Annotated in this window: 20 protein-coding genes; 10 read left to right on the top strand and 10 right to left on the bottom strand. The window is 64.4% G+C overall.

Annotated features, from left to right (window positions below):
• From DL1_RS11075 to DL1_RS11065, 3 genes are read right to left on the bottom strand one after another with little or no spacing between them, the layout of a single operon-like run.
• The gene (locus DL1_RS11075) at window positions 1-786 is read right to left on the bottom strand and encodes an iron chelate uptake ABC transporter family permease subunit (protein WP_038066072.1); all 786 of its coding nucleotides are present in this window, start codon (window positions 784-786) and stop codon (window positions 1-3) included.
• A complete protein-coding gene (locus DL1_RS11070) occupies window positions 779-1,540 on the bottom strand; it encodes a metal ABC transporter ATP-binding protein (RefSeq protein WP_038066070.1) in 762 nt (253 codons plus the stop codon). Before DL1_RS11070 ends, DL1_RS11075 begins: the two co-directional genes overlap by 8 nt.
• On the bottom strand, window positions 1,537-2,055 hold the full coding sequence (locus DL1_RS11065) for a transcriptional repressor (protein ID WP_038066068.1): 519 nt from the start codon (window positions 2,053-2,055) through the stop codon (window positions 1,537-1,539). The genes DL1_RS11070 and DL1_RS11065 overlap by 4 nt, the downstream gene beginning before the upstream one ends.
• A gap of 89 nt (window positions 2,056-2,144) precedes the next feature.
• On the opposite strand from DL1_RS11065, the gene DL1_RS11060 reads away from it, so the two are divergent.
• Genes DL1_RS11060 through DL1_RS20880 form a run of 3 tightly spaced genes read left to right on the top strand, consistent with a single transcriptional unit; the run spans window position 2,145 to window position 4,451 of the window.
• Window positions 2,145-3,143, top strand: a complete 999-nt coding sequence (locus DL1_RS11060) for a zinc ABC transporter substrate-binding protein (RefSeq protein ID WP_038066066.1) — start codon at window positions 2,145-2,147, stop codon at window positions 3,141-3,143.
• 31 nt (window positions 3,144-3,174) lie between these two features.
• Entirely contained in the window at window positions 3,175-3,933 is a 759-nt protein-coding gene (locus tag DL1_RS11055; protein ID WP_051693491.1) for a 2-dehydro-3-deoxygalactonokinase, read from the top strand.
• Between the two features lie 14 nt (window positions 3,934-3,947).
• Entirely contained in the window at window positions 3,948-4,451 is a 504-nt protein-coding gene (locus DL1_RS20880; protein WP_051693490.1) for a GbsR/MarR family transcriptional regulator, read from the top strand.
• Between the two features lie 33 nt (window positions 4,452-4,484).
• On the opposite strand, the gene DL1_RS11045 is transcribed toward DL1_RS20880, so the two are convergent.
• Both DL1_RS11045 and DL1_RS21960 read right to left on the bottom strand, forming a co-directional pair.
• On the bottom strand, window positions 4,485-5,105 hold the full coding sequence (locus tag DL1_RS11045; RefSeq protein ID WP_038066064.1) for a DnaJ domain-containing protein: 621 nt from the start codon (window positions 5,103-5,105) through the stop codon (window positions 4,485-4,487).
• Window positions 5,106-5,321: 216 nt separating this feature from the next.
• On the bottom strand, window positions 5,322-5,747 hold the full coding sequence (locus tag DL1_RS21960) for a DUF4177 domain-containing protein (RefSeq protein WP_038066063.1): 426 nt from the start codon (window positions 5,745-5,747) through the stop codon (window positions 5,322-5,324).
• Between the two features lie 209 nt (window positions 5,748-5,956).
• Here DL1_RS21960 and cobS point away from each other — a divergent pair, with 209 nt between their 5' ends.
• Together cobS and DL1_RS11030 are read left to right on the top strand one after the other, a co-directional pair.
• Window positions 5,957-6,928, top strand: coding sequence for a cobaltochelatase subunit CobS (gene cobS, locus DL1_RS11035; protein ID WP_038066061.1), 972 nt, complete (start codon window positions 5,957-5,959; stop codon window positions 6,926-6,928).
• Window positions 6,925-7,515, top strand: a complete 591-nt coding sequence (locus DL1_RS11030; protein WP_038066060.1) for a hypothetical protein — start codon at window positions 6,925-6,927, stop codon at window positions 7,513-7,515. Before cobS ends, DL1_RS11030 begins: the two co-directional genes overlap by 4 nt.
• A 66-nt stretch (window positions 7,516-7,581) precedes the next feature.
• On the opposite strand, the gene DL1_RS11025 is transcribed toward DL1_RS11030, so the two are convergent.
• Window positions 7,582-8,157: an NADPH-dependent FMN reductase gene (locus DL1_RS11025; protein WP_038066059.1), complete on the bottom strand. Its 576-nt coding sequence runs from the start codon at window positions 8,155-8,157 to the stop codon at window positions 7,582-7,584.
• Between the two features lie 192 nt (window positions 8,158-8,349).
• Between DL1_RS11025 and cobT the strand changes: the two genes are divergently transcribed.
• From cobT to DL1_RS11000, 5 genes are all read left to right on the top strand, one after another.
• Window positions 8,350-10,224 carry a cobaltochelatase subunit CobT gene (gene cobT, locus DL1_RS11020; protein WP_038066058.1) on the top strand — a complete coding sequence of 625 codons (1,875 nt, stop codon included), beginning with the start codon at window positions 8,350-8,352 and terminating at the stop codon, window positions 10,222-10,224.
• Window positions 10,224-12,023, top strand: a complete 1,800-nt coding sequence (locus DL1_RS11015; RefSeq protein ID WP_038066056.1) for an aminopeptidase P family protein — start codon at window positions 10,224-10,226, stop codon at window positions 12,021-12,023. The genes cobT and DL1_RS11015 overlap by 1 nt, the downstream gene beginning before the upstream one ends.
• Before the next feature lie 129 nt (window positions 12,024-12,152).
• The gene (locus DL1_RS11010) at window positions 12,153-13,529 is read left to right on the top strand and encodes an FAD-binding oxidoreductase (protein WP_038066055.1); all 1,377 of its coding nucleotides are present in this window, start codon (window positions 12,153-12,155) and stop codon (window positions 13,527-13,529) included.
• Window positions 13,526-13,924, top strand: a complete 399-nt coding sequence (locus DL1_RS11005; RefSeq protein WP_038066053.1) for a nuclear transport factor 2 family protein — start codon at window positions 13,526-13,528, stop codon at window positions 13,922-13,924. Before DL1_RS11010 ends, DL1_RS11005 begins: the two co-directional genes overlap by 4 nt.
• A 99-nt stretch (window positions 13,925-14,023) precedes the next feature.
• Complete coding sequence (locus DL1_RS11000) at window positions 14,024-15,646, top strand: FAD-dependent monooxygenase (protein WP_051693489.1); 1,623 nt, start codon at window positions 14,024-14,026, stop codon at window positions 15,644-15,646.
• On the opposite strand, the gene recN is transcribed toward DL1_RS11000, so the two are convergent.
• The 4 genes from recN to ftsZ form a co-directional block, all read right to left on the bottom strand.
• The gene (gene recN, locus DL1_RS10995) at window positions 15,600-17,249 is read right to left on the bottom strand and encodes a DNA repair protein RecN (protein WP_038066052.1); all 1,650 of its coding nucleotides are present in this window, start codon (window positions 17,247-17,249) and stop codon (window positions 15,600-15,602) included. The genes DL1_RS11000 and recN overlap by 47 nt on opposite strands.
• A gap of 19 nt (window positions 17,250-17,268) precedes the next feature.
• On the bottom strand, window positions 17,269-18,117 hold the full coding sequence (locus DL1_RS10990; RefSeq protein ID WP_038066175.1) for an outer membrane protein assembly factor BamD: 849 nt from the start codon (window positions 18,115-18,117) through the stop codon (window positions 17,269-17,271).
• Between the two features lie 178 nt (window positions 18,118-18,295).
• On the bottom strand, window positions 18,296-19,216 hold the full coding sequence (lpxC, locus tag DL1_RS10985) for a UDP-3-O-acyl-N-acetylglucosamine deacetylase (RefSeq protein ID WP_038066051.1): 921 nt from the start codon (window positions 19,214-19,216) through the stop codon (window positions 18,296-18,298).
• A 230-nt stretch (window positions 19,217-19,446) separates the two neighbouring features.
• Complete coding sequence (ftsZ, locus tag DL1_RS10980; RefSeq protein ID WP_038066049.1) at window positions 19,447-21,108, bottom strand: cell division protein FtsZ; 1,662 nt, start codon at window positions 21,106-21,108, stop codon at window positions 19,447-19,449.
• Window positions 21,109-21,306 lie beyond the last annotated feature (198 nt).

Raw genomic sequence — 21,306 nt, 5'->3', positions numbered from 1 at the left:
TCAGGCCCGCCGCCGCAGCAGCAAAGAGGCCACGAACAGCACCGTGCCCGCCGAGACAATCGAGGGACCCGCCGGGGTGTCGAAGGTCAAGGAGGCCCAAAGCCCCAGCAACACGGCACAAATCCCAACGCCGGTCGCGCTCACCGCCATCGCCTCGGGGCCACGCGCGATCTGGCGTGCGGCAGCGGCGGGGATGATCAACAGCGCCGCGATCAGCAACGCCCCCACGATCTTGATCGAGACCGCCACCGTCAGCGCCAATGCGACCGTCAGGAAAAGCTGCTCGCGCTGGGGATTGATGCCCGAGGCCATCGCCAGCTCGTCATTTATCGTTGAGGTCAGCAGCCCCTGCCAGCGCCACGCAAGCAGCGCCAGCACCGCCAAGGCACCGCCCCAGACCACGATCAGATCGGTGCGCGAGACCGCCAGAATATCGCCAAAGAGCCAAGCGCTCAGATCGACCCGCAGCCCGGACTGGAACGAAGCTGCGACGAGACCGAAGGCCAGCGCGGAATGGGCCAGAACGCCCAGCGTCGTGTCGACCGCATGGCCGCGCCCCGACAGCCGCGCCACGGTCAGCGCCATCGCCAGCGCCACACCCAGAGTGCCGAGATAAACCGACGCCCCGAAAGCAAAGCTCAGCGCCACGCCCAGGATCGCCGCATGGGCCGTGGCATCGCCGAAAAAAGCCATCCGGCGCCAGACCACGAAGGAGCCCAGTGGCCCAGTGGCCAGCGTGAGGCCAATCCCCGCAAAAGCGGCACGGACCAAAAAATCGTCAAACATGTGTATGCCCTTCGTGGCCGCAGGTCTGGGAGGCTGAACCATCGTCATGGCCGTGGTCGTGATGGTGTTGATACAGCGCAAAGGCCCCGCCGGTCCCGATCCCGAACAGCGCACGATATTCGGGCGCTTCGGCCACGACCTTGGGCGTGCCCTCGCAACAGACGTGACCGTTGAGGCAGATCACCCGGTCCGAGGCTGACATCACCACATGCAGATCATGGCTGACCATCAGCACCGCCGCGCCGGTCTGCGAGCGCACTTCCTCGATCAGTTTGTAGAACGCCGCCGTCCCCGGCTGGTCAAGGCCCTGCGTCGGCTCGTCAAGGATCAGGATATCGGGATTGACCAGAAGCGCGCGGGCCAGAAGCACCCGCTGGAACTGCCCGCCCGAAAGCCGCGCCAAGGGGCGCGGTCCGAGCCCCGGGACGCCGGTGCGCTCCAGCGCTTCATCGGCCTGCGCATCCGAGACCCGTTTGGGAAGCGACAGAAACCGCCGCACGCTCAAAGGCAAACTGGCATCGATATGCAGTTTTTGCGGAACATAGCCCACCGAGAGCCCCGATGCGCGGCTGACCTTGCCGGTCGCCGCAGTCTCCAGACCGATCAGCGCCCGGATCAGCGTCGATTTGCCCGACCCGTTCGGTCCGACCACGGTGACGATCTCACCCCGGGCAATGGAAAATTGCACATTGGAGAGCACGGTATTGCCGCCATGGCGCACCGAGAGCCCTTGCGTCGAAATCAAAGTGCTCATGCGGCACCACCCGCGCCCTCGGCCTCGACACAGCGCGGGCACAGGCCCAGCGCCTCGACCGTGGCGCGTTCAACGGTAAAGTCCACCGCAGCGGCTGCCGCCATAAGTGCGACGCGCACGCCCTCGGCCTCTGCCTCCGCGACCGCCCCGCAGGTGCGGCATATCAAAAAGACCGGCGCGTGATCCTCGCCCGGATGCATGCAGGCAGCAAAGGCATTGAGGCGGCGCACCCGATGCGCAAGCCCGGTCTCCACCAGAAATTCCAGCGCACGATAGGCCACCGGCGGCTGATTGCCAAACCCGTCCGCCGCCAATCGCTCGAGCACCTCGTAAGCCCCCATCGCGCGATGCTCTTCGAGCAAGATCTCCAGCGCGCGCAGCCGGACCGGGGTCAGCCGCGCGCCCTTTTCCTGCGCCACGGCCTGTGCGCGGTGCAACGTGCTGCTTGCACAGCCCGCATGATCATGTGCCGCAAAGGCGGCAAGTTCAGGGGCGGTTTTGCTCGATGGGGCCACGGATATGTTACCTTATCACATTTCTGCTTGACGTGTGATTTTATAACATACAAACATCCGCCCCGAGTTCAAGATGTCAGGAGACACAGATGCGTTCGATCCTTCCGCTGGCCGCCACCCTTTTGACCATTGCCCCCGGGCTGGCACAGGCCAAGGTGCCCGATGTGGTCACCGATATTCCCGTCGTTCAATCCCTCGTGGCCCAAGTGATGGGCGATCTGGGCAAACCCAGCGTGCTGCTGGGGCAGAATTCGGACCCCCACCACTACCAGCTTCGGCCCAGTCAGGCAGGCGCTTTGCAAGATTCCGACCTCGTCGTCTGGATCGGTCCGCGCCTCACGCCTTGGCTGGAGCGCGCGCTTGACGGGATCGGTGCGCAAGACCGCTCGCTGAGCCTGCTGGCCCAGCCGGGCACCCATACCCGCAAATTTTCGGGCGATGACCCCCACGATCACAGCGCCGATCTGGATGAGGATGAGGATGACGATCACGCCGATCACGATCACGCCGATCATGATCATGCAGACCATGATCACGCCGCCCATGACGATCAAACCGATCCCTATGAAGATCCGCATGCCTGGTTTGACCCGGCGAATGCCTCCCTTTGGGTGGGCGATATTGCGCAGCAACTCTCCAAGCTCGATCCCGAACATGCCAAGATCTACGCTGAGAACGCCAAGGCCGCCCAGGCCCGGATCGCGGCAATGGATACCCGGCTGAAAGCGGAATACGCGCCGGTCAAGGACACGCCCTTCCTCGTCTATCACGCAGCCTATGGCTATCTGGCCGATCACTACGGCTTGCACGTGGCAGGGGCTTTGTCGCCCAGCGATGCAACGGCACCGGGCGCGGCCCATATGGTGAGCCTGCGCAAAGAGATCGACACTGACACCATCGCCTGCGCCTTCCCCGAGGCCCAGCACGATCCCAAGATGGTGAGCATTCTCGTCGATGGGACGCCGGTGAAACTGGGTGGCGCGCTCGATCCGGCTGGCAGCACGCTGCCCTATGGCGCGGATCTCTACGAGGCGCTGATGCAGAAGACCGCCGACACGATCACCACCTGCCTCGAATCGCAGCATTGATCTGAGCGCCCAGCCGTGCCATCTGCGGCCCATGACAGATTGGACCGCATTGGTAGAAGAGGCCGGACGCTGGCGCGCACTCGCCGTAGATGAAACGGGCGCGATCAGGGATCAGCAATCTGGTCCCTCGCCGCGCCCGCTTTTGCCCGAAGGGACCGTGGTGCTGGCCGCCACGGCCCCTGGGCTTGAGCGGCGCACCCTGCCCTGTGCGCCGCTTCCCGAGGGCCCATGGCCGCGCGCCGAGATTTCCGAACGCGCCCTGCACGCCCTTCCGGGCCTTGTGCAGACCCGCCCCGATGAAACCGTCACCCCGCCCGAGGCTGCGCGCATCGCCGGCATCTTGGCGGGCATGGCGCAGTTTGACGGCGTGATCTGGATCTGCGGCGCGACATCGCTTTGGGCGCATATCTCTGCCGGAGAGATCGTCAGCGTGACCCGGATGGGCTCGGCGGCGATGCTGGCGGGCTTGGGCGCGCCGCTCCATGCAGGCGAAGAATTCGACGCCGCGCTGAGCGATGCGCTTTCGCGGCCTGAACGGATGGCGCGTGATCTGGGCGCGCTCGCGCTTTCGGGCCGCTCGGAACGCGCCGCCGGTGCCGTGCTCGGGGCCGAGCTGGCCGCGACCCGCCCGTGGTGGCTCGGTCAGCCGGTGCTGGCTCTGTCTTCACCCACTGCGCCCGGATGGGCCGAGATCTGCCAGCGCGCCTTGCAAAGCCAAGGCGCACAGGTCACCTTGGGCGATGGTGAGGCCGCGTTGATCGCAGGATTGGCGCAGGCCCGAAAACAGTAAGGGGAAACAGGGACATGGCCGATCTGGACCTTTCCGACACGTTCGGCGAAATCGCCCCTCGCTTCGGGATTTCGCGTCCTGCAGGCCGTTGTTTCGGGGCGATCTGGCGCGCAGCCCAAGCCCCCAGCGCCGAGGATCTCGTGGCCCAGCTCGGTCTGTCGCGCTCGAACGTCTCGGTCGCGCTCAAGGAATTGCGCGAGGCAGGGCTGATCCAGAGCGCGCGCAGCCCCGGCTCCCGCAAGGATTACTTCATAGCCCCCCCAGATCCGTGGGAGCTGGCCCGGCTGGTGCTCTCCGAACGCGCCCGTCGGGTCTTTGGCCCCGCGCGCGACCAGCTTGCAGCGCTTGAGACCCGCAGCGCCGATCCGCGGGCCGCAGCGCTATGCGATGTGTTTGACGCGGTCTCGGGCCATTTGGATGCGCTGAGCAAGCTCAGCCCCGATGCGCTCGCAGGCCAGATCGATGCCAGCCGCAGCGCGCAGAAATCCGGCGGTAAGAAAAAGAAAAAGAAGGGCTGACTCGCCCGTCTCCGGGCGGGCCAAAGGACGGCCTTACTTGAAGTTGCGGCTTTCCTTGAGCTGCTCCCAGGCCCAAAGAACCTCTTGGAGCATATCCTCTTGGCTGCGATCCCCGCCATTCATGTCGGGATGCAGCACCTTGATCAGCGCCTTGTAGGTCTTCTTGATCTCGGCCTTGCTCGTGGAGTCGCGCAGATCGAGAATATCGAGGGCGCGTTTCTCAGTGGGCGGCAATTTGCGCCCAAGCGAGCGGCCGGGGTTTTTCGTGGCATTGTCGCCCAGCATCTCATGCGGGTCGGAAATGCCATGCCGCGCCCAGCCCTGCGCCTCTTTGGCCTTGGAGAAGGGCTTGGTCGGACGCTCCCAGACGGTCGCATTGTCGAGGAAGTTCTGGAACTCCTCCTCGGACTGACCCTGAAAGTAATTCCAGTTCAGATTATACTCGCGCACGTGGTCCTTACAGAACCAGAAATAGTCATCCAGCACCTTGGGGCTTTTGGGCGCGCGGTATTTTCCGGGTTCATTGCACCCTTCCTTGTCGCAAATCCGGGTCGACGTCTCGAACGCACCGGACATGCCGCGCCGACCCTTGGAGCGGCGCTTCTTGTCGGCTGCCGCCGAAATGTTGAACCCGAAAGGATCGCTCTTGCTCATGCTTGCCTCATATTCTGCCCGATGCCTGTGGTCGGAAATGCCAAATGGGAGCATTCGCCGAGTCGGGCCACGCAGTTTAGTGGAAATCGCGCTTGAGGAAAGAGGGCCTTCGCCCGCGTCCTACAGAAACTTGCCGATTGAGAAAAAGATGCGACCTGCGGGGCGGCGTTTCAACCCGCCCCGTCTGACGATCCCGCGCGACGCGCTGTGATGGCGTCAGTCCTCCGCGTTGCGGCTGGCGCGCAGGCTGGGCGCGCGCCCCTCAGGGCTGTCGGTCTTGAGCTGGCTGTCACGCGCACCGGAGGATGCGCTGCTATCGGTGGTCGCACTCAGACGCGGTGCCGCTTCGGCATTGGCGGGCGCATCGGAGACGCTCACATGGGTGTCGAGCGCCCGGGCCGGATCGCCGCCGCGCAGTCGACGAAACACCAGAAGGTTATGATAAACGGTGGTTTTTCCGGTCAGACCGCTGCGCTCTTCCGCGGGCAGCGTCTCGGCGCGCTGATATTCCCAGCCCTGCGCCGCCATCTCGTTCATCACCGAAGACAGCGTATTGGCGAACCGGTCGATACCTGTCTTCAGGCCGCGCTCTTTCTCGCCACGTGCGGGCGCGGGAATGACCTTGTATTCGAAATTCTGCATCGTGACACCTCTTGCTTGGCGCCTTTCTAGCGAATGGGGGGAAGTGGTCAACCAAAAGCCTTGTGTGGCAGCGGTTTCAGGCCGAGCGATTGCCCGCGCGGCCCCTGCGCGCATGAAGCCCAAAATGGCGTGTAGGGACACAATCCGCCCCTTGCCTCCCTTCGGCCAATCGGTCAAGAGTCGCAGCCAACAAGGAAAGGACGCCCGTGATGCTCGATCAGAATGCCAAGCCCACCGAAGAAATTGATGTCCGCGAGGTCTTCGGGATCGAGTCCGACATGAAGGTCAAGGGTTTTGCTGACGCCACCGACCGCGTGCCGGCCATCGATTCCACCTACAAGTTCGACCCCGACACCACGATGGCGATCCTGGCAGGCTTTGCCTATAATCGCCGCGTGATGATCCAGGGTTATCACGGCACGGGCAAATCGACCCATATCGAGCAGGTCGCAGCCCGGCTGAACTGGCCCTGCGTGCGCGTTAACCTCGACAGCCACGTGAGCCGGATCGACCTGATCGGCAAGGATGCGATCAAGCTGGTGGATGGCAAACAGGTCACCGTCTTTCATGAAGGCATCCTGCCTTGGGCGCTGCGCAACCCCACCGCGATCGTGTTCGACGAATACGATGCGGGCCGGGCCGATGTGATGTTCGTGATCCAGCGCGTGCTGGAAACCGACGGCAAGCTCACCCTGCTCGATCAAAACGAGGTGATCACGCCGAACCCGTATTTCCGGCTCTTTGCGACCTCGAACACCGTGGGTCTGGGCGACACTACGGGCCTCTATCACGGCACCCAGCAGATCAACCAAGGTCAGATGGACCGTTGGTCGCTGGTCTCGACGCTGAACTATCTCAGCCATGACGCCGAAGTGGCCATCGTTCTCTCGAAGAACCCGCAATACAACACCGAGGCCGGGCGCAAGACGATCAGCCAGATGGTGACCGTGGCGGATCTGTCGCGCACCGCCTTCATGAATGGCGATCTGTCCACCGTGATGAGCCCGCGGACCGTGATCGCATGGGCGCAGAACGCGCGGATCTTCAACAATGTCGGCTATGCATTCCGCCTGTCCTTCCTGAACAAATGCGACGAGCTGGAGCGCCAGACGGTGGCCGAGTTCTACCAGCGTCTGTTCGACGAAGAACTGCCCGAAAGCGCGGCTGCCATCGCAAAATGACGCGCGCGCTCCTCATCTTGTTGCTGGGGCTGAGCCCGGCTCTGGCTTGCGCGCAGGACACGAGCGTGCCGGCCAAGCCCGGCGATCTGGTGGCAGCCTTGAGCGGTGACTGGAACGGCGATGGCGTGGCCGATGCCGTAACCTTGCAGCAAGATGACGACTATTCCGCCGATCTGACGGTCTATCTGGGCGATCCCGTCTACGGGCTCAAACCGGCAGTAAGCGTCAAGAGCGCGATGTTCTCGGGTCAGGGCGGGGGCCAGACGCCCACGATCAAGGCGCTCTCCAAATCGGCCTTCGCACTCCATCAAGAGCAGATCGGCTTTGGCCGGACGCCATGGGAGGCGACCTTCTCGGTGGCGTGGCGCGACGGTCATTTCGTGGTGTCGGGCTACAGCTATCAATATTACGACCGGATCGATCCCGACCATCAAGGGAGTTGCGACGTCAACCTTCTGGCGGGCAATTACGAGATCACGCTGGATGGTCAGACCAAGACCGGCCAGCAGGACATGCGCGCCTTCCCGCTGAGCAAGCTCAACCCCGATTTCATGCCCACGATCTGCCAGTCGATCTTTGATCGCTGAGCGGGCCAACGCAAAAGAGGCGCCGGGTCAACTGACCGGCGCCCCTTTTTGTCCTATGAGCGGCGCTCAGCCTTTGGCGGCTTTCGCGGCATTGCCCCAGAACACCATATCATCGAGCATCTCGGTCGTCGGCGCGTCCAGATGATCGCCCCATTCCGAGGCCGGTTTGCCCTGCATCGCGGCCACGAAATCAGCCCCACCAATGGTCGTCGCCCCGCGCACCGGCACCATCCCGAAATTGATCGCGATCATACGCAGATGCTCGACCGCGCGCGCAGCGCCTACGCCGCCATAACCCATCGTGCCCAGCGGCTTGCGATACCAGCCCTTGAACGCATAATCGAACGCGTTCTTGATGCTGGCGGGAAGCGAGTGATTGTATTCCGCCGTCAGCACGATAAAGCCGTCAAACTCCAACAGCTTCTTTTCCCACGCTTGGGCTGCGGGGCTGGTGACCGGCTTGGCGGCAGGCGGGGCTGCCTCGTCAAACATTGGCAGCGCGAAGTCACGCAGATCGAGCACCTCGTAGTCGAGATCCTCACGCGCCGCGATTTTGGGTTCAAACCACTCGAGCGCTTTGTCTGCAAAGCGCCCCTGACGGGTCGTCCCGACGATCACACCGATCTTCAGCTTAGCTGCCATCTGTCTCACTCCTTGTTGTCAGCCTGCACCCCGGACACGCATGGTCCGGGCTTGGATACCCCCTCAACTTAAGCCGTTTGGATGATGTTCCAATGTCTAAAGATGTGCGGGGCTGAACCCCGGCGGTGCGTGACAGCTCACAGCCCCCGATCCCCCTTGCGAAGCTGGCCGCGCGGTGCTTTATCATGCGCCATGAGCAAGCCATCCGACAACCCCGCCGATCCGTTCAAGAAGGCTCTGGCCGAGGCCACCAAGACGCTGGCCGATGCGCCAGAGATGACGGTGAGCTATTCGGTCGACCCTTCGGGCATGACCCCAGACTCGATGCGCCTGCCGCAGGTGTCGCGTCGGATGACCCGCGACGAGGTGCTGCTCGCGCGAGGCACTGCAGATGCGCTCGCGATGCGCAGGCGGCACCATGACACCAAGATCGACGCGCGCTATGCGCCGACCGGCGAGCTGGCGGGCGCGATCTATGAGGCCATGGAGACCGCGCGCTGCGAGGCACTGGGCGCGCGCGATATGCCGGGCACGCTCTCCAATATCGACGCCAAGATCGCCCATGAGGCAGACCGCAAGGGCTATGCCCAGGTGCGCGATGCCGCCGAAGCCCCGCTCTCTGTGGCGGCGGGCTTTTTTGTCCGCGAGCTGGCCACGGGCCGCCAATTGCCGCCCGGTGCGCGCAATGTGCTCGACCTGTGGCGCCCCTTCATCGAGCAGCAGGCCGGTGAAGCGCTGGAAAACACCGATTTCGTGCTCTCCGATCAGGCGGCCTTTGCCCGTATGGCGCGCCGGGTGATTTCCGATCTGGGCTATGGCGATCAGCTGGGCGATGACCCCGACGAAGAGACCGGCGACGAGGGCGACGAAGACGACGCCCAGCAGGACGAGGAACAGGGCGAAGAGCAGGGTCGCGACGAGAGCGAGGAAGAGGAGGCCGATGCCTCGCCGGAATCGAGCCAAGAGACCCAGCAGGACGAGACCCAAACATCCGTCAGCGCCGATGACATGGCCGATCAGGAGATGGGCGACGAGGTGGAGATGCCCGATGCGGATGCCCCGCTCGAGCCGCCACCGCCCCCGCCCCATTCGGCAGCCGATCCGAATTACACCGTCTTTGCGCCCGAGTTCGACGAGGAAATCGCCGCAGAGGATCTGGCCGAGCCCGCCGAGCTGGAGCGCTTGCGGCTCTATCTCGATCAGCAGCTCGAACCGCTCAAGGGCGCGGTCTCGCGGCTGGCCAACAAGTTGCAACGCCGCCTGCAGGCCCAGCAGAACCGCTCATGGGAATTCGACCGCGAGGAAGGGATGCTCGATGCCGGACGTCTCGCCCGCGTGGTCGCCAACCCGACGATGCCGCTGAGCTTCAAGGTCGAGAAAGACACCGAGTTCCGCGACACCGTGGTGACGCTGCTGCTCGACAATTCCGGCTCGATGCGGGGCCGCCCGATCTCGATCGCGACGATCTGCGCAGATGTGCTGGCACGCACGCTAGAGCGCTGCGATGTGAAGGTCGAGATTCTGGGCTTCACCACGCGGGCTTGGAAAGGCGGGCAGTCGCGCGAGAAATGGCTCGCCGAAGGGCGCCCGCAAGCGCCCGGTCGTCTCAACGATCTGCGCCACATCATCTACAAGCGCGCCGATTCCCCGATGCGCCGGACCCGGACCAATCTGGGCCTGATGATGAAGGAAGGGCTGCTCAAGGAGAATATCGACGGCGAGGCGCTCGAATGGGCGCATCGGCGGATGCTGGCGCGCTCCGAGGCGCGCAAGATCTTGATGGTGATCTCGGATGGCGCGCCGGTGGACGACTCCACCTTGTCGGTCAACCCCGCGATTTATCTCGAAAAACACCTGCGCGACGTGATCGCCATGGTCGAGCGGCGCCGCGCGGTCGAGCTGATCGCCATCGGCATCGGCCATGACGTGACGCGCTACTATCAGCACGCCGTCACGATCACCGATGTCGAGCAACTGGCAGGTGCGATGACCGAACAGTTGGCCGGTCTGTTTGACAGCGACCCGCGGGCACGCGCACGCCTGCTGGGGATCAGGAAGGCGATGTAATGTATCAGGATTTTGCCGTGCAGTCGCGCCCGGAAATCGGGCCGCCCCGTCTGGCCGAGCTGCGCCGCGCCTGCGCCGATGCCGGGCTTGCAGGCTTTATCGTGCCGCGCGCGGATGCCTATCAGGGCGAATATGTCGCCGCATCCGATGCGCGCTTGGGCTGGCTGACTGGCTTCACCGGATCAGCGGGCTTTTGCATCGCCCTGAGCGATATCGCGGGCGTGTTCATTGATGGGCGCTACCGGGTGCAGGTGCGCGCCGAGGTCGATCTGGATCATTTCACCCCCGTGCACTGGCCCGAGACCCGGCCCGGCGCATGGCTGCGCGAGCAGCTTGAATCCGGCGACCGGGTAGGCTTTGACCCTTGGCTGCACACCAAATCCGAGATCGACCGGATTCGCGGCGATCTGGAAGGCTCCGGGATCGCCTTGGTCGAGAGCGCCAATCTGATCGATGCGATCTGGAGCGACCGCCCCGCCCCGCCCGCCGAACCGGCCCGCATTCATCCCGCCGAATTCGCAGGCGAGAGCGCCTCGGACAAGCGTGCGCGTCTGGCCGAGGGGCTGCGCGCGCAAGACGCCGCTGCGGCGGTGATCACCCTGCCCGACTCGCTGTGCTGGCTGCTCAATATTCGCGGCGCGGATCTGCCGCGAAACCCGGTGGTTCAGGCCTTCGGCGTCCTGTTCGAGGATGGCACGCTCAAGCTCTTTGCCGATGCCGCGAAATTCGACGCCGATCTGCGCACGCATCTGGGCGAGGCCGTCTCGATCCTGCCGCCCGGTGCCTTGGGGGCGGCCCTTGAGGCCATCGAAGGCCCGGTGCTGGTCGATCCCGACACCGCCCCGCTCGCCGTCTCGCTGCGGCTGGCCGATCATGGCACCAAGATCCTCTGGGACCGCGATCCCTGCATTCTGCCCAAGGCGCGCAAAAACGCCGCCGAGATCGCCGGGATGGAGGCCGCCCATCAACGCGATGCGGTGGCGATGGTGGCCTTCCTGCGCTGGCTCGATCAAGAAGCCCCGAGCGGCACGCTGAGCGAAACCAAGGTGGTCACGGCGCTTGAGAATTTCCGCCGTGCCTCCAACAGCTTGCTCGATATCTCTTTCGATACGATCTGCGGTGTCGGCGACCATGCCGCGCGCCCGCATTACCGCGTGAGCACGCAATCTAACAGCCCGATCAAACCCGGCGACGTGCTGCTGGTGGATTCGGGCGGGCAATATGTCGATGGCACCACCGACATCACCCGCACGGTGGCCGTGGGCCCGGTGCCCCCCGAGGTCCGCCGTCCCTTCACCCGTGTGCTGCAAGGCATGATCGCGCTGTCGCGGGCGCGCTTTCCGCGGGGCTTGGCCGGACGCGATCTGGATGCTCTGGCGCGCGCACCGCTTTGGGCCGAGGGTTGGGATTACGATCACGGCACGGGTCATGGCGTGGGCGCGGCGCTCTGTGTGCATGAAGGACCGGCACGGATCTCGCGGATTTCCGAAATCCCGCTCGAACCCGGCATGATCCTGTCCAATGAGCCCGGCTATTACCGCGAGGGCGCCTTTGGCATCCGCATCGAAAACCTGATCCTCACCGAACAGGCCGAGGAGGCGGGCGACAAACGCGACCAGCTTGGGTTTGCGACGCTGACATGGGTGCCGATCGACCGCCGCCTGATCGACACGGCCCTGCTAAGCCCCGATGAGCGCGACTGGCTCGACACCTATCATGCGCAGGTGCTGGAGCGGATCGGCCCGCTGGTCGAACCCGATCTGCGCGACTGGCTGACCAAGGCCTGCGCGCCGCTTTAAGCAAGACCCCGTGCCGGGGGCTTTTGCCATCCCCGCACGGGATAAAATCCGCCGACGCCCGGCCCTGCCTCTTCCCTGCATCGCCGCCGAAGCCTAAGAGTTGGGCGGCAGAACAGACAGGAGATCATCGTGGCACTCGACGAGGGATTGAACGCGCTGACAGAGCTGCTGGGCGACAGGCTCAGCCGCAGCGCAGGCGACCGTGATCAGCATGGCCGCAACGAGACATGGTTCGCCCTCTCGCTGCCCGACGCCGTGGCCTATCCCGAGACGACGCAAGAAGTCTCGGAACTGGTCAAGATCTGCGCACGCCACGATATCCCGATCACGCCTTGGGGCACGGGCACCTCGCTTGAGGGACATGCGGTCCCGATCCGAGGCGGTGTCAGCCTCGACATGAGCCGGATGAACGGGGTGCTCGAAGTGCTCAGCGACGATATGCAGGTGCGCGTCCAGCCCGGCGTGACCCGACAGGCGCTCAACGAGGATCTGCGCGCGACGGGGCTGTTTTTTCCGGTCGATCCGGGCGCGAATGCCTCGCTTGGCGGCATGGCCGCGACCCGTGCGAGCGGCACGACCACGGTGCGCTACGGCTCGATGCGCGACAATGTGGCAGCCCTTGAGGTCGTGCTCGCCGATGGCCGGATCATCCGCACCGGATCGCGCGCGAAGAAATCCTCGGCGGGCTATGACCTGACCGCGCTGATGGTGGGCTCGGAAGGCACGCTCGGAATCATCACCGAGCTGACCCTGCGCCTGCACGGCCAACCCGAGGCGGTCAGCTCGGCGGTCTGCGCCTTTGACACGCTGGAGGCCGCCGTCGAGACCGTGCAGCTCACGATCCAGATGGGCATCCCGATGGCGCGGATCGAATTCGTCGATGCGCTGACCGCCGAGATCTTCAACGAGGCCAATGGCACCGCCTTCCCACATAAACCGCACCTGATGATTGAGTTTCACGGCTCGCCCGAAGGTGTGGCCGAAGCCTCGCAGCGCTTTGGCGAGGTCGTGGCCGAGATGGGCGGCGCCGATTTCGAATGGGCCACCACCACCGAGGCCCGCAACGCCCTGTGGAAGATGCGCCACGGCGCCTACCCCGCCTCGATCGCGCATCGTCCGGGCTGCATGGGGCTTGTGACCGATATTTGCGTGCCGATCTCGCGGCTGGCCGAGGCGGTCTCCGAGATGAGAGCCGAGATCGACGCCGCTGGCCTGATCGGACCAATTGTGGGCCATGTGGGCGATGGCAATTTCCACTCCGTGCTGCTGCTCGATCCCAACGACGCCGACGAGATGGCCCGCGCCAAGGCGCTTTCGGGCAAAATGGCGAAGCGCGCGCTGGAGCTGGGCGGCACAGTGACCGGCGAGCACGGCATCGGCATGGGCAAGCTGGGCTATATGCGCGCCGAGCATGGCGCGGGCTGGGACGTGATGAGCACGCTCAAACATGCGCTTGATCCGCAAAACATCCTCAATCCCGGCAAGCTGGTGGAGCAACCCGAATGAGTTTCGCAACCCCCGAGGACTTTCCCCGCGCCTTTGCCCGGGCATGGGGGGCGCGCGATGCGCTCACCCTGTCGGAGTTCTTCGCCCCCGATGCCGATTTCCTCTCGCTCACGGGCGGGGCGGCGGTTGGTCGCGACGAGATCGCGGAACTGCTGGCCGGTGAGCTGGCAGGTGCCTTTGCCCGCGCGCGCCTCGTGACCGGACGGATGAAGATCCGCCCCATCGGCACCGAGGCCTGCGTCGTGTTTCAGCGCTTCGTACTCTCGGGCCTGCTCAATCCCGATGGATCGGATGCCGGACGGATCGGCGCGGTTCTGGCCGCCACGCTCGGGCTCTATCCCGAGGGCTGGCAGATCGTGGCCGCGCAATTCGTGGTCGAGGGCGCGGCCGGCTAATCGCGCCGACACTCACGGCCCTGTGACGGGACAGCCGCCTGCGCGCCCCGATCTCTGTGCTAAGTATCAAAGGACCACAGCCCAAGGAGTGCGCCGCGTATGCAAGATCCCGTTCTGATAGCAGGAGCCGGTCCGACCGGACTGACCGCCGCCCTTGAGCTGTCACGGATGGGCGTGCGGGTGCGCCTTGTCGACCGTGCGGCAGGCCCTGCCACGACCTCGCGCGCAATCGGCGTCCATGCCCGCACGCTGGAGCTGTTGGCACAACGCGGATTGGCCCAAGAACTGATCGCGACCGGCATGAAGATCCGGGGCGGCGACATTCACGGCGACGGCAAAAGCCTGATGCGGCTGGATTTTTCGACCCTGCCCAGCCGCTTTCCCTATATCCTCTTCACCCCGCAATCCAACACCGAGGCGATGCTGCGCAAGGCGCTCGCATGTCAGGGTGTCGAGGTCGAATGGGGCACGGAGCTGATCGCCTTTGGCCAACACGAGCGCGCAGGCCGCACGACCGAGATCGAGGCGGTGCTGCGCACCGAAGACGGCATCGCCGCCCAAGGTTTCTCGTGGCTGATCGCAACCGAGGGCGCGCATTCGCTCTCGCGCGCCACGTTGGGGGTGCCCTTTGAGGGCGAGACGATGCCCGAGCAGTTCGCTTTGGCCGATCTTCAGATCGACGGGGAGATCGCGCCAGAGGATCTGCACATGTATTCCTCCGAGCATGGTCTGATGGGGCTCTTTCCGCTGGGCGCGCAGCGCTTTCGCCTGATCGTCTCCCATCCGCCCGGAGGCGAAGATCGCAGCGCCCCGCCCCGGCTCGACCAGCTTCAGGCCGCCTTTGACGCGCGCGCCGATCGCCCCGCCCAACTGCATGACCTCACTTGGTCGTCATGGTTCCAGATCAACTCGCGCATGGTCACGCAGCTGCGTGTGGGCCGGGTGATCTTGGGCGGCGACAGCGCGCATATCCACTCCCCCGCAGGCGCGCAGGGCATGAACACCGGCATTCAGGACATGATCAACCTGTGCTGGAAGCTGGCGCGGGTGATCAAGGGCCAAAGCGGTGAGAGCCTGCTCGACAGCTACGAGGATGACCGCCGCCCGGTGATGGAGGCCGTGCTGAACCGGACCGAGCGGCTGACCGAGGTGATCGGCGCCGAAAACCCGCTTCTGCGCAGCGCGATTGCCCATATCGCGCCGATTGTCGGGCGCACGAGATTTCTTCAAAGCAAAGCCACGATGCGGATGTCGCAACTGGCCGTCGAATATCGCGACAGTCCGATTTCGGTCGATCACGCACATGCGGGCAGCCTTTACGCCGGCGACCGAATGCCCGATCTCGACCTGCGCCAATTACGCAATGGGCGCTGGGTCGAGGCGCAGCTATACCCGCTTTTGGACCCGACGGACTTCACCGTACTGATCGCACATCCGATCAACGCAGCGCCGCATTTCGAACAGCTTTCCTCCGACGTGCCCTTCGAGCGGATCGTGCATATTGCCCCGCCCGAACATGATCGCGCGCCGGGCTATCAGGCAAGCTTCGATGCGCTGTTTGGTCGCCATGCGCGCTGCGTGTTGATCCGGCCCGATGGCTATATCGCAATGACCTGTCCGGTGAAATCGGCCCCCCACGCGCTCAAGGACTACGCGCACAAGCAGCTTGGCGCGATCAGCCCGCCAGAAGCGACTGGGCGGCAGCGCGGGCCACATCGGTAACCTCGGCCCCCGAGATCATCCGCGCGATCTCATCGGTGCGCTCGCCCGTGCCAAGTGCGCGCACCTCCGAGGTCGTCATCCCGTCGCTCACCGATTTGGCCACACGGAAATGCACAGCCCCACGGGCCGCGACTTGCGGGCTGTGGGTGACGACAAGCACCTGCGCCTCTTCGGCAAGCTGAGCCAGCCTGCGGCCCACCGCATCGGCGGTGGCCCCGCCAACGCCGCGATCAATCTCATCGAAGATCAGCGTCAGCGCATCGGCCCCGCGCGAGAGCACAACTTTGAGCGCCAACAGGAAGCGCGACAGCTCCCCGCCAGACGCAATCTTGTTGAGCGGACCTGCGGGCGCGCCGGGGTTGGTGGCCACGGTGAAGGCCACCGCATCGCGCCCGTCGGGACCGGGATCGCCGGGGCTGATATGGGTCTCGAAAACCGCGCGCTCCATCTTGAGCGGCGCCAGCTCGCCCGCCATCGCAGCATCAAGCCGCTTGGCCGCTTTCTCGCGTGCCTTGGTGAGATCGGCGCTCGCACGTTCGAACTCGGCACCGGCGCGGGCCAGCTCGACCTCAAGATCCTCGATCCCCTCGGCCCCGGCATCCAGCGCCTCGAGCTTTTCGCGCAGCGCCTCGGCAAAATCGCTCAGATCATCGGCCAGCACACCATGCTTGCGCGCCAAGGCCCGGATCGCGAACAGCCGCTCTTCGCAGGCTTCAAGCGCGCGCGGATCGAAATCGAGCGCCTCAAGCGCCTCTTCAACGCCCTGCGCCGCCTCGCCCAGCTCAACAATCGCACGCTCCAGCGCGATGAGCGGGGCGTCGAGCTTGCCCTCCGCCCGGTCCGCCGCGCCTTGCAGCCAGCGATCCGCGTCGCGCATCATCCCCTCAGCCCCCTCAGGCCCGAGTGCAGAAAGCCCGCGCGCGACATCTTCGCGGATGCGCGCCGCGCCCTGCATCAGGCGGCGCTGCGCATCGAGTGCGGCCTCCTCGCCCGGTTTCGGATCGAGATCGTCGAATTCCTTAACTGCATGGCGCAGAAAATCTTCCTCCGAGCGCACGGCCTCCAGATCGGCGCGCGCCACATCCAACTGGCGCTGCGCACTGGCCCGCGCCTTCCACGCGCTGCGCGTGGCGATCAGCAGGCCGGGATGTTCGGCAAAGGCATCGAGCAACGCGCGGTGGCCCCGCTCATTCAGAAGTCCGCCATCATCTTGCTGGCCATGCAGCTCTACCAGCGATTCCGACACCTGCCGCAGCACATCGCCGCTCGCACGGCGATCATTGATCCAGGCGGTCTTGCGGCCATCGCGGGCATTGACGCGGCGCAAGATCAGCTCATCCCCCACCGGCAACCCGGCGGTTTCCAGCACTGCGCGCGCGGGATGCGCCTTGGGCAGATCGAACACCGCCGTCACTTCGCCCTGATCCGCGCCCTGACGCACCAGCTCGGCGCGTCCGCGCCAGCCCAGCACAAAGCCCAGACAATCGAGTAGGATCGACTTGCCAGCCCCGGTCTCGCCGGTCAGAACATTGAGGCCGGCGCCGAAATCCAGCTCCAGCCTCTCAATGATCAAAATGTCGCGGATATCCAGCGATCTTAGCATGTCAGACCCCGGGGCCCGCTCAGAGCCACTCGCCCTTGATCACCTGCCGATAGACCGACGCCAGCCAGCCATCACCCTTAGCTTCGGGCTTGAGGCCGCGTTTTTCCAACAGGTTGAACGCATCCTGATAGAAGGGCGAGGACTGGAAGTTGTGACCAAGGATCGCAGCTGCCGTCTGGGCCTGATCGTTGATGCCGAGCGCCAGATAGCACTCCACCAGACGTTCCAGCGCCTCGGGCGTCTGGCTCGTGGTCTGGAACTGCTCGACCACGACACGGAAGCGATTGATCGCGGCAGAGTAATTGCCCCGCTTGAGGTAATAGCGCCCGATCTCCATTTCCTTGCCTGCGAGATGGTCGAAGGCGAGGTCGAATTTCAGCGTCGCGGATTGCGCATATTCGGAATCCGGATATTTCTCGATCACATCACGCAGGGCCTGCAGCGCCTGATAGGTCAGGCCCTGATCGCGACCCACATCGTCGATCTGATCGTAATAGCTCAGCGCGAGAAGATACTGGGCGTAGGCCGCATCCTCATCGCCGGGATAGGTGTCGAGGAAGCGCTGCGCCGACGCCCGCGCCTCTTCGTATTTCTTGGCGCGATGCTGGGCATAGGCCTCCATGATCAACGCGCGCTTGGCCCATTGCGAATAGGGGTAAAGCCGCTCAACCGCCGAGAAATACTTGAGCGCATCCACAGGACGGCGCGGATTGCCGACCTCCAGCTCATACTCACCGCGCTCGTAAATCTGCTTGGCGGTAAAATTCTCCAGATCGGGAGCCTTGTTCGGATTGGGGCCACATGCCGCCAAACTCATCACCAGACCAAGAGCCCCGAGTTTCGCTGCCGCCATTTTGCCGCGCGCCATGCCCTGCCCCATCCATCTTCGCAGCCGGGGAGAAGGCCCCGGACCCGTATCCTGAAACCCGCTTGATGCGGGAGGTTTGGATTGTCCTAGCATAGAAAAATCCGGGGCGCAAAATGCCTTTGACGGCTTTTTACAGATGCGCCGAGGACGTGGCAAGCACGCCCCGCCCCCGCCCAACTCAGACGGAAATCAGTGCTTTTGAGGGGCAAACACCCGCGCCGGGCAGGCTATAGGCCTGCGAGTCCGAGCAGGTTTCCCACATCCAGGCGGTCGGATCGGCGAAAAACGCCCGCAACAACTTATTCGTGAGCGCATGGCCCGAGCGCGTCCCGGTGTAGCGACCCAGAATCGGCGCGCCTGCCAGCGCAAGATCGCCAAGCGCGTCGAGCATCTTGTGACGCACGGCCTCATCGGCATGGCGCAGACCGCCGGGGGTGAGCACCTTGTCATCGGCGATCACAACTGCGTTTTCATAGGTGCCGCCAAGCGCGAGGCCATGGGCGTGCATATAGTCGACTTCCGACTGACGGCAGAAGGTGCGGCTGTCCATCAGCTCACGCACGAAGGCACCGTTCGACATCTTGAGCCGCTTGTGCTGACGCCCGATGGCGGCATCGGTGAAATCGATGCGGAAATCGATCTCAAGCGCGGCCGCCGGATCAAGCCGGGCCACGGCCTCGCCGTCGCGCACCTCGATCGGTTTCAGCACGCGGATCGCGCGCAGATCGCCCTCAAGCTGGCGCAGACCGACCTCGCAGAACGCGTTGACAAACACAGCCGACGAGCCGTCCATGATCGGCACTTCTGGCCCGTCAAGCTCGACCAGCGCATTGTGCACACCCGCGCCCACCAGCGCAGCCATGATATGCTCGATGGTCGAGACCTGAACGCCATCGGCATTCTCGATCTTGGTGCAAAGTTTGGTGGCGGGCACATTGCTCCAGAGCGCGGCGACACGCGGGTCCAGCCCGGTGACGTCACTGCGCCGGAACACGATACCGCTGCCCGCAGGCGCAGGATGCACGCACATTTCGACCTTGGCGCCGGAATGGAGCCCAACGCCAGAAAAGGCCACGGATTTGGCAAGCGTCGTCTGCACGGTTCAACCTCACATCTTTTTTCACTGGCGGTAACGAAATCTCAACTTCCTTCGCCGCAGGATCAGTTAGTCTGACCCTCACCACATCACAACTCACTCTTTGTAACGGAGTGAAACAAAGCCGCATATCCGGGGCAAAACGTCGCTCAATACACATCAAAGCATTGATATATAATAAAAAAGGGCCGGAAAACCCCGGCCCTCCAAAACAGTTTTGTGATCGTTTTTTCTTAGTTTGCCTGACGGCGCAGGAAGGCAGGGATCTCAACACGATCCTGCGCATCGCTTTGTTCGTCATCATAAGCCTCGGCGCGCGGCTGCTGTTGGGCGGCCGAGTGCTGTGCGCGCGGGGCCGGAGCGCGCGGCGCTTGCTGCTGCGGCTGGTTATGCTGCGCATCGCCACCATGGCCGGTCATCCGGTTGATCAGCGAGTTGATCCCGAAACGCGGTTTGTCGGCCTGCGGCTGCGGCTCTTGCGGACGGCTTGCGGCCATCGGGCGCTGAGCGGCGGGCGCTTTGCCAACGGCGGCCTCAAGACGGCGCAGCGCTTCCGGCGAGGGTGTGCCGGGCTGACGCGGACGGGGCGCGACATAGGCCTGCTCGTCCTCGACATGCAGATCGGGCTGCGGCGCACGCGGCGCGCTATAGGCGGGCGGCGGCAGATCGTCTGCGGCTTGCGCGCGCGGCGCCTCGGCTGCCGTCCGGGCTGCGGGCGCATCGAACAAGGTGCGCTCCGAGGCGGGCGCATATTGCTGCGACTGGGGTTGCGGCGCGGGCTGCATACGCTCGGCGGCCACTGCGGGCTGCTGCGGCGCGGGCTGCGGTGCGACTTGCTCGGCCTGCTGCGCGGTGGCTTCTGCAGCCTCCACGGTCGGCTTGAGCGGCTCGGCCAGCGTGCGACGCGGCACCGGCACTTCGGTGGCGGCCACAGCATCGATGCCCGTCGCCACGACCGACACACGCATCGTGCCTGCCATATCGGGATCGAGCGTGGAGCCCACGATGATATTGGCGTCCGGGTCGACCTCTTCGCGGATCCGGTTCGCGGCCTCGTCGAGCTCGAACAGGGTCAGATCGTAGCCGCCGGTGATGTTGATCAGCACGCCCTTGGCGCCTTTGAGGCTGATCTCGTCGAGCAGCGGGTTCGCAATCGCCTTCTCGGCGGCCTGAACGGCGCGATCGTCGCCCTCGGACTCGCCCGTGCCCATCATTGCCTTGCCCATCTCGTCCATCACGGCGCGCACATCGGCAAAATCGAGGTTGATCAGGCCGGGGCGTACCATCAGGTCGGTCACGCCTTTGACGCCCTGATAGAGCACATCATCGGCCATCGCGAAGGCCTCGGTGAAAGTGGTCTTCTCATTGGCCAGACGGAACAGGTTCTGGTTGGGAATGATGATCAGCGTGTCGACGACCTTTTGCAGCGCCTCAAGACCCTCTTCGGCCTGACGCATCCGCTTGGAGCCCTCGAACTGGAACGGCTTGGTCACGACGCCCACGGTCAGCACGCCCAGCTCGCGCGCTGCCTGTGCGATGATCGGGGCCGCGCCGGTGCCGGTGCCGCCACCCATACCGGCGGTGATGAAGCACATATGCGCCCCCGCCAGATGATCCACGATGGTCTCGATGCTTTCTTCAGCAGCGGCAGCCCCGACGGAGGGACGCGCACCTGCGCCCAGACCTTCGGTTGCCTGAATGCCCATCTGCACACGGGCCGTCGATTTCGACTGGGCCAGCGCCTGTGCATCTGTGTTGGCAACCACAAACTCGACGCCCTCGAGCTGCTGCTCGATCATGTTATTGACCGCGTTGCCGCCTGCGCCACCGACCCCGAAAACCGTGATCCGAGGCTTGAGGTCCTGATGCTCTGACATCATGAGATTCAACGTCATGTGGTTTATCCGCCTGTTGCTGCTGATCGGCCCTGTCCCAGACCGTAATGAAAGTAAATTCCCTCGATTTTAGCCATAAAACGCTCCAGCGTCACGTAAAAACTGGCCCCGAGACACAAAATCTGGAGTTCGCTTTCGCGTGACAAGCGGTATTTCGCGCAGTGTCCCGAATATAGTGGAAAGAGCCAGGCGCTACGC

The sequence above is a fragment of the Thioclava dalianensis genome, assembly GCF_000715505.1.
GTDB lineage: Bacteria > Pseudomonadota > Alphaproteobacteria > Rhodobacterales > Rhodobacteraceae > Thioclava > Thioclava dalianensis.
This window is presented reverse-complemented; position numbering and strand designations above follow the sequence as displayed.

Bases quoted from the DNA above. Each gene is read 5' to 3' on its own strand.
- DL1_RS11060 (WP_038066066.1), top strand. From the start codon at position 2,145: ATGCGTTCGATCCTTCCGCTGGCCGCCACCCTTTTGACCATTGCCCCC.
- DL1_RS10990 (WP_038066175.1), bottom strand. From the start codon at position 18,117: ATGGCGCGCGGCAAAATGGCGGCAGCGAAACTCGGGGCTCTTGGTCTG.
- cobT (WP_038066058.1), top strand. From the start codon at position 8,350: ATGAGCAAGCCATCCGACAACCCCGCCGATCCGTTCAAGAAGGCTCTG.
- DL1_RS11070 (WP_038066070.1), bottom strand. From the start codon at position 1,540: ATGAGCACTTTGATTTCGACGCAAGGGCTCTCGGTGCGCCATGGCGGC.
- DL1_RS20880 (WP_051693490.1), top strand. From the start codon at position 3,948: ATGGCCGATCTGGACCTTTCCGACACGTTCGGCGAAATCGCCCCTCGC.
- DL1_RS11075 (WP_038066072.1), bottom strand. From the start codon at position 786: ATGTTTGACGATTTTTTGGTCCGTGCCGCTTTTGCGGGGATTGGCCTC.
- DL1_RS11025 (WP_038066059.1), bottom strand. From the start codon at position 8,157: ATGGCAGCTAAGCTGAAGATCGGTGTGATCGTCGGGACGACCCGTCAG.
- DL1_RS21960 (WP_038066063.1), bottom strand. From the start codon at position 5,747: ATGCAGAATTTCGAATACAAGGTCATTCCCGCGCCCGCACGTGGCGAG.
- recN (WP_038066052.1), bottom strand. From the start codon at position 17,249: ATGCTAAGATCGCTGGATATCCGCGACATTTTGATCATTGAGAGGCTG.
- DL1_RS11000 (WP_051693489.1), top strand. From the start codon at position 14,024: ATGCAAGATCCCGTTCTGATAGCAGGAGCCGGTCCGACCGGACTGACC.
- DL1_RS11030 (WP_038066060.1), top strand. From the start codon at position 6,925: ATGACGCGCGCGCTCCTCATCTTGTTGCTGGGGCTGAGCCCGGCTCTG.
- DL1_RS11055 (WP_051693491.1), top strand. From the start codon at position 3,175: ATGACAGATTGGACCGCATTGGTAGAAGAGGCCGGACGCTGGCGCGCA.
- DL1_RS11005 (WP_038066053.1), top strand. From the start codon at position 13,526: ATGAGTTTCGCAACCCCCGAGGACTTTCCCCGCGCCTTTGCCCGGGCA.
- DL1_RS11045 (WP_038066064.1), bottom strand. From the start codon at position 5,105: ATGAGCAAGAGCGATCCTTTCGGGTTCAACATTTCGGCGGCAGCCGAC.
- cobS (WP_038066061.1), top strand. From the start codon at position 5,957: ATGCTCGATCAGAATGCCAAGCCCACCGAAGAAATTGATGTCCGCGAG.
- ftsZ (WP_038066049.1), bottom strand. From the start codon at position 21,108: ATGACGTTGAATCTCATGATGTCAGAGCATCAGGACCTCAAGCCTCGG.
- DL1_RS11015 (WP_038066056.1), top strand. From the start codon at position 10,224: ATGTATCAGGATTTTGCCGTGCAGTCGCGCCCGGAAATCGGGCCGCCC.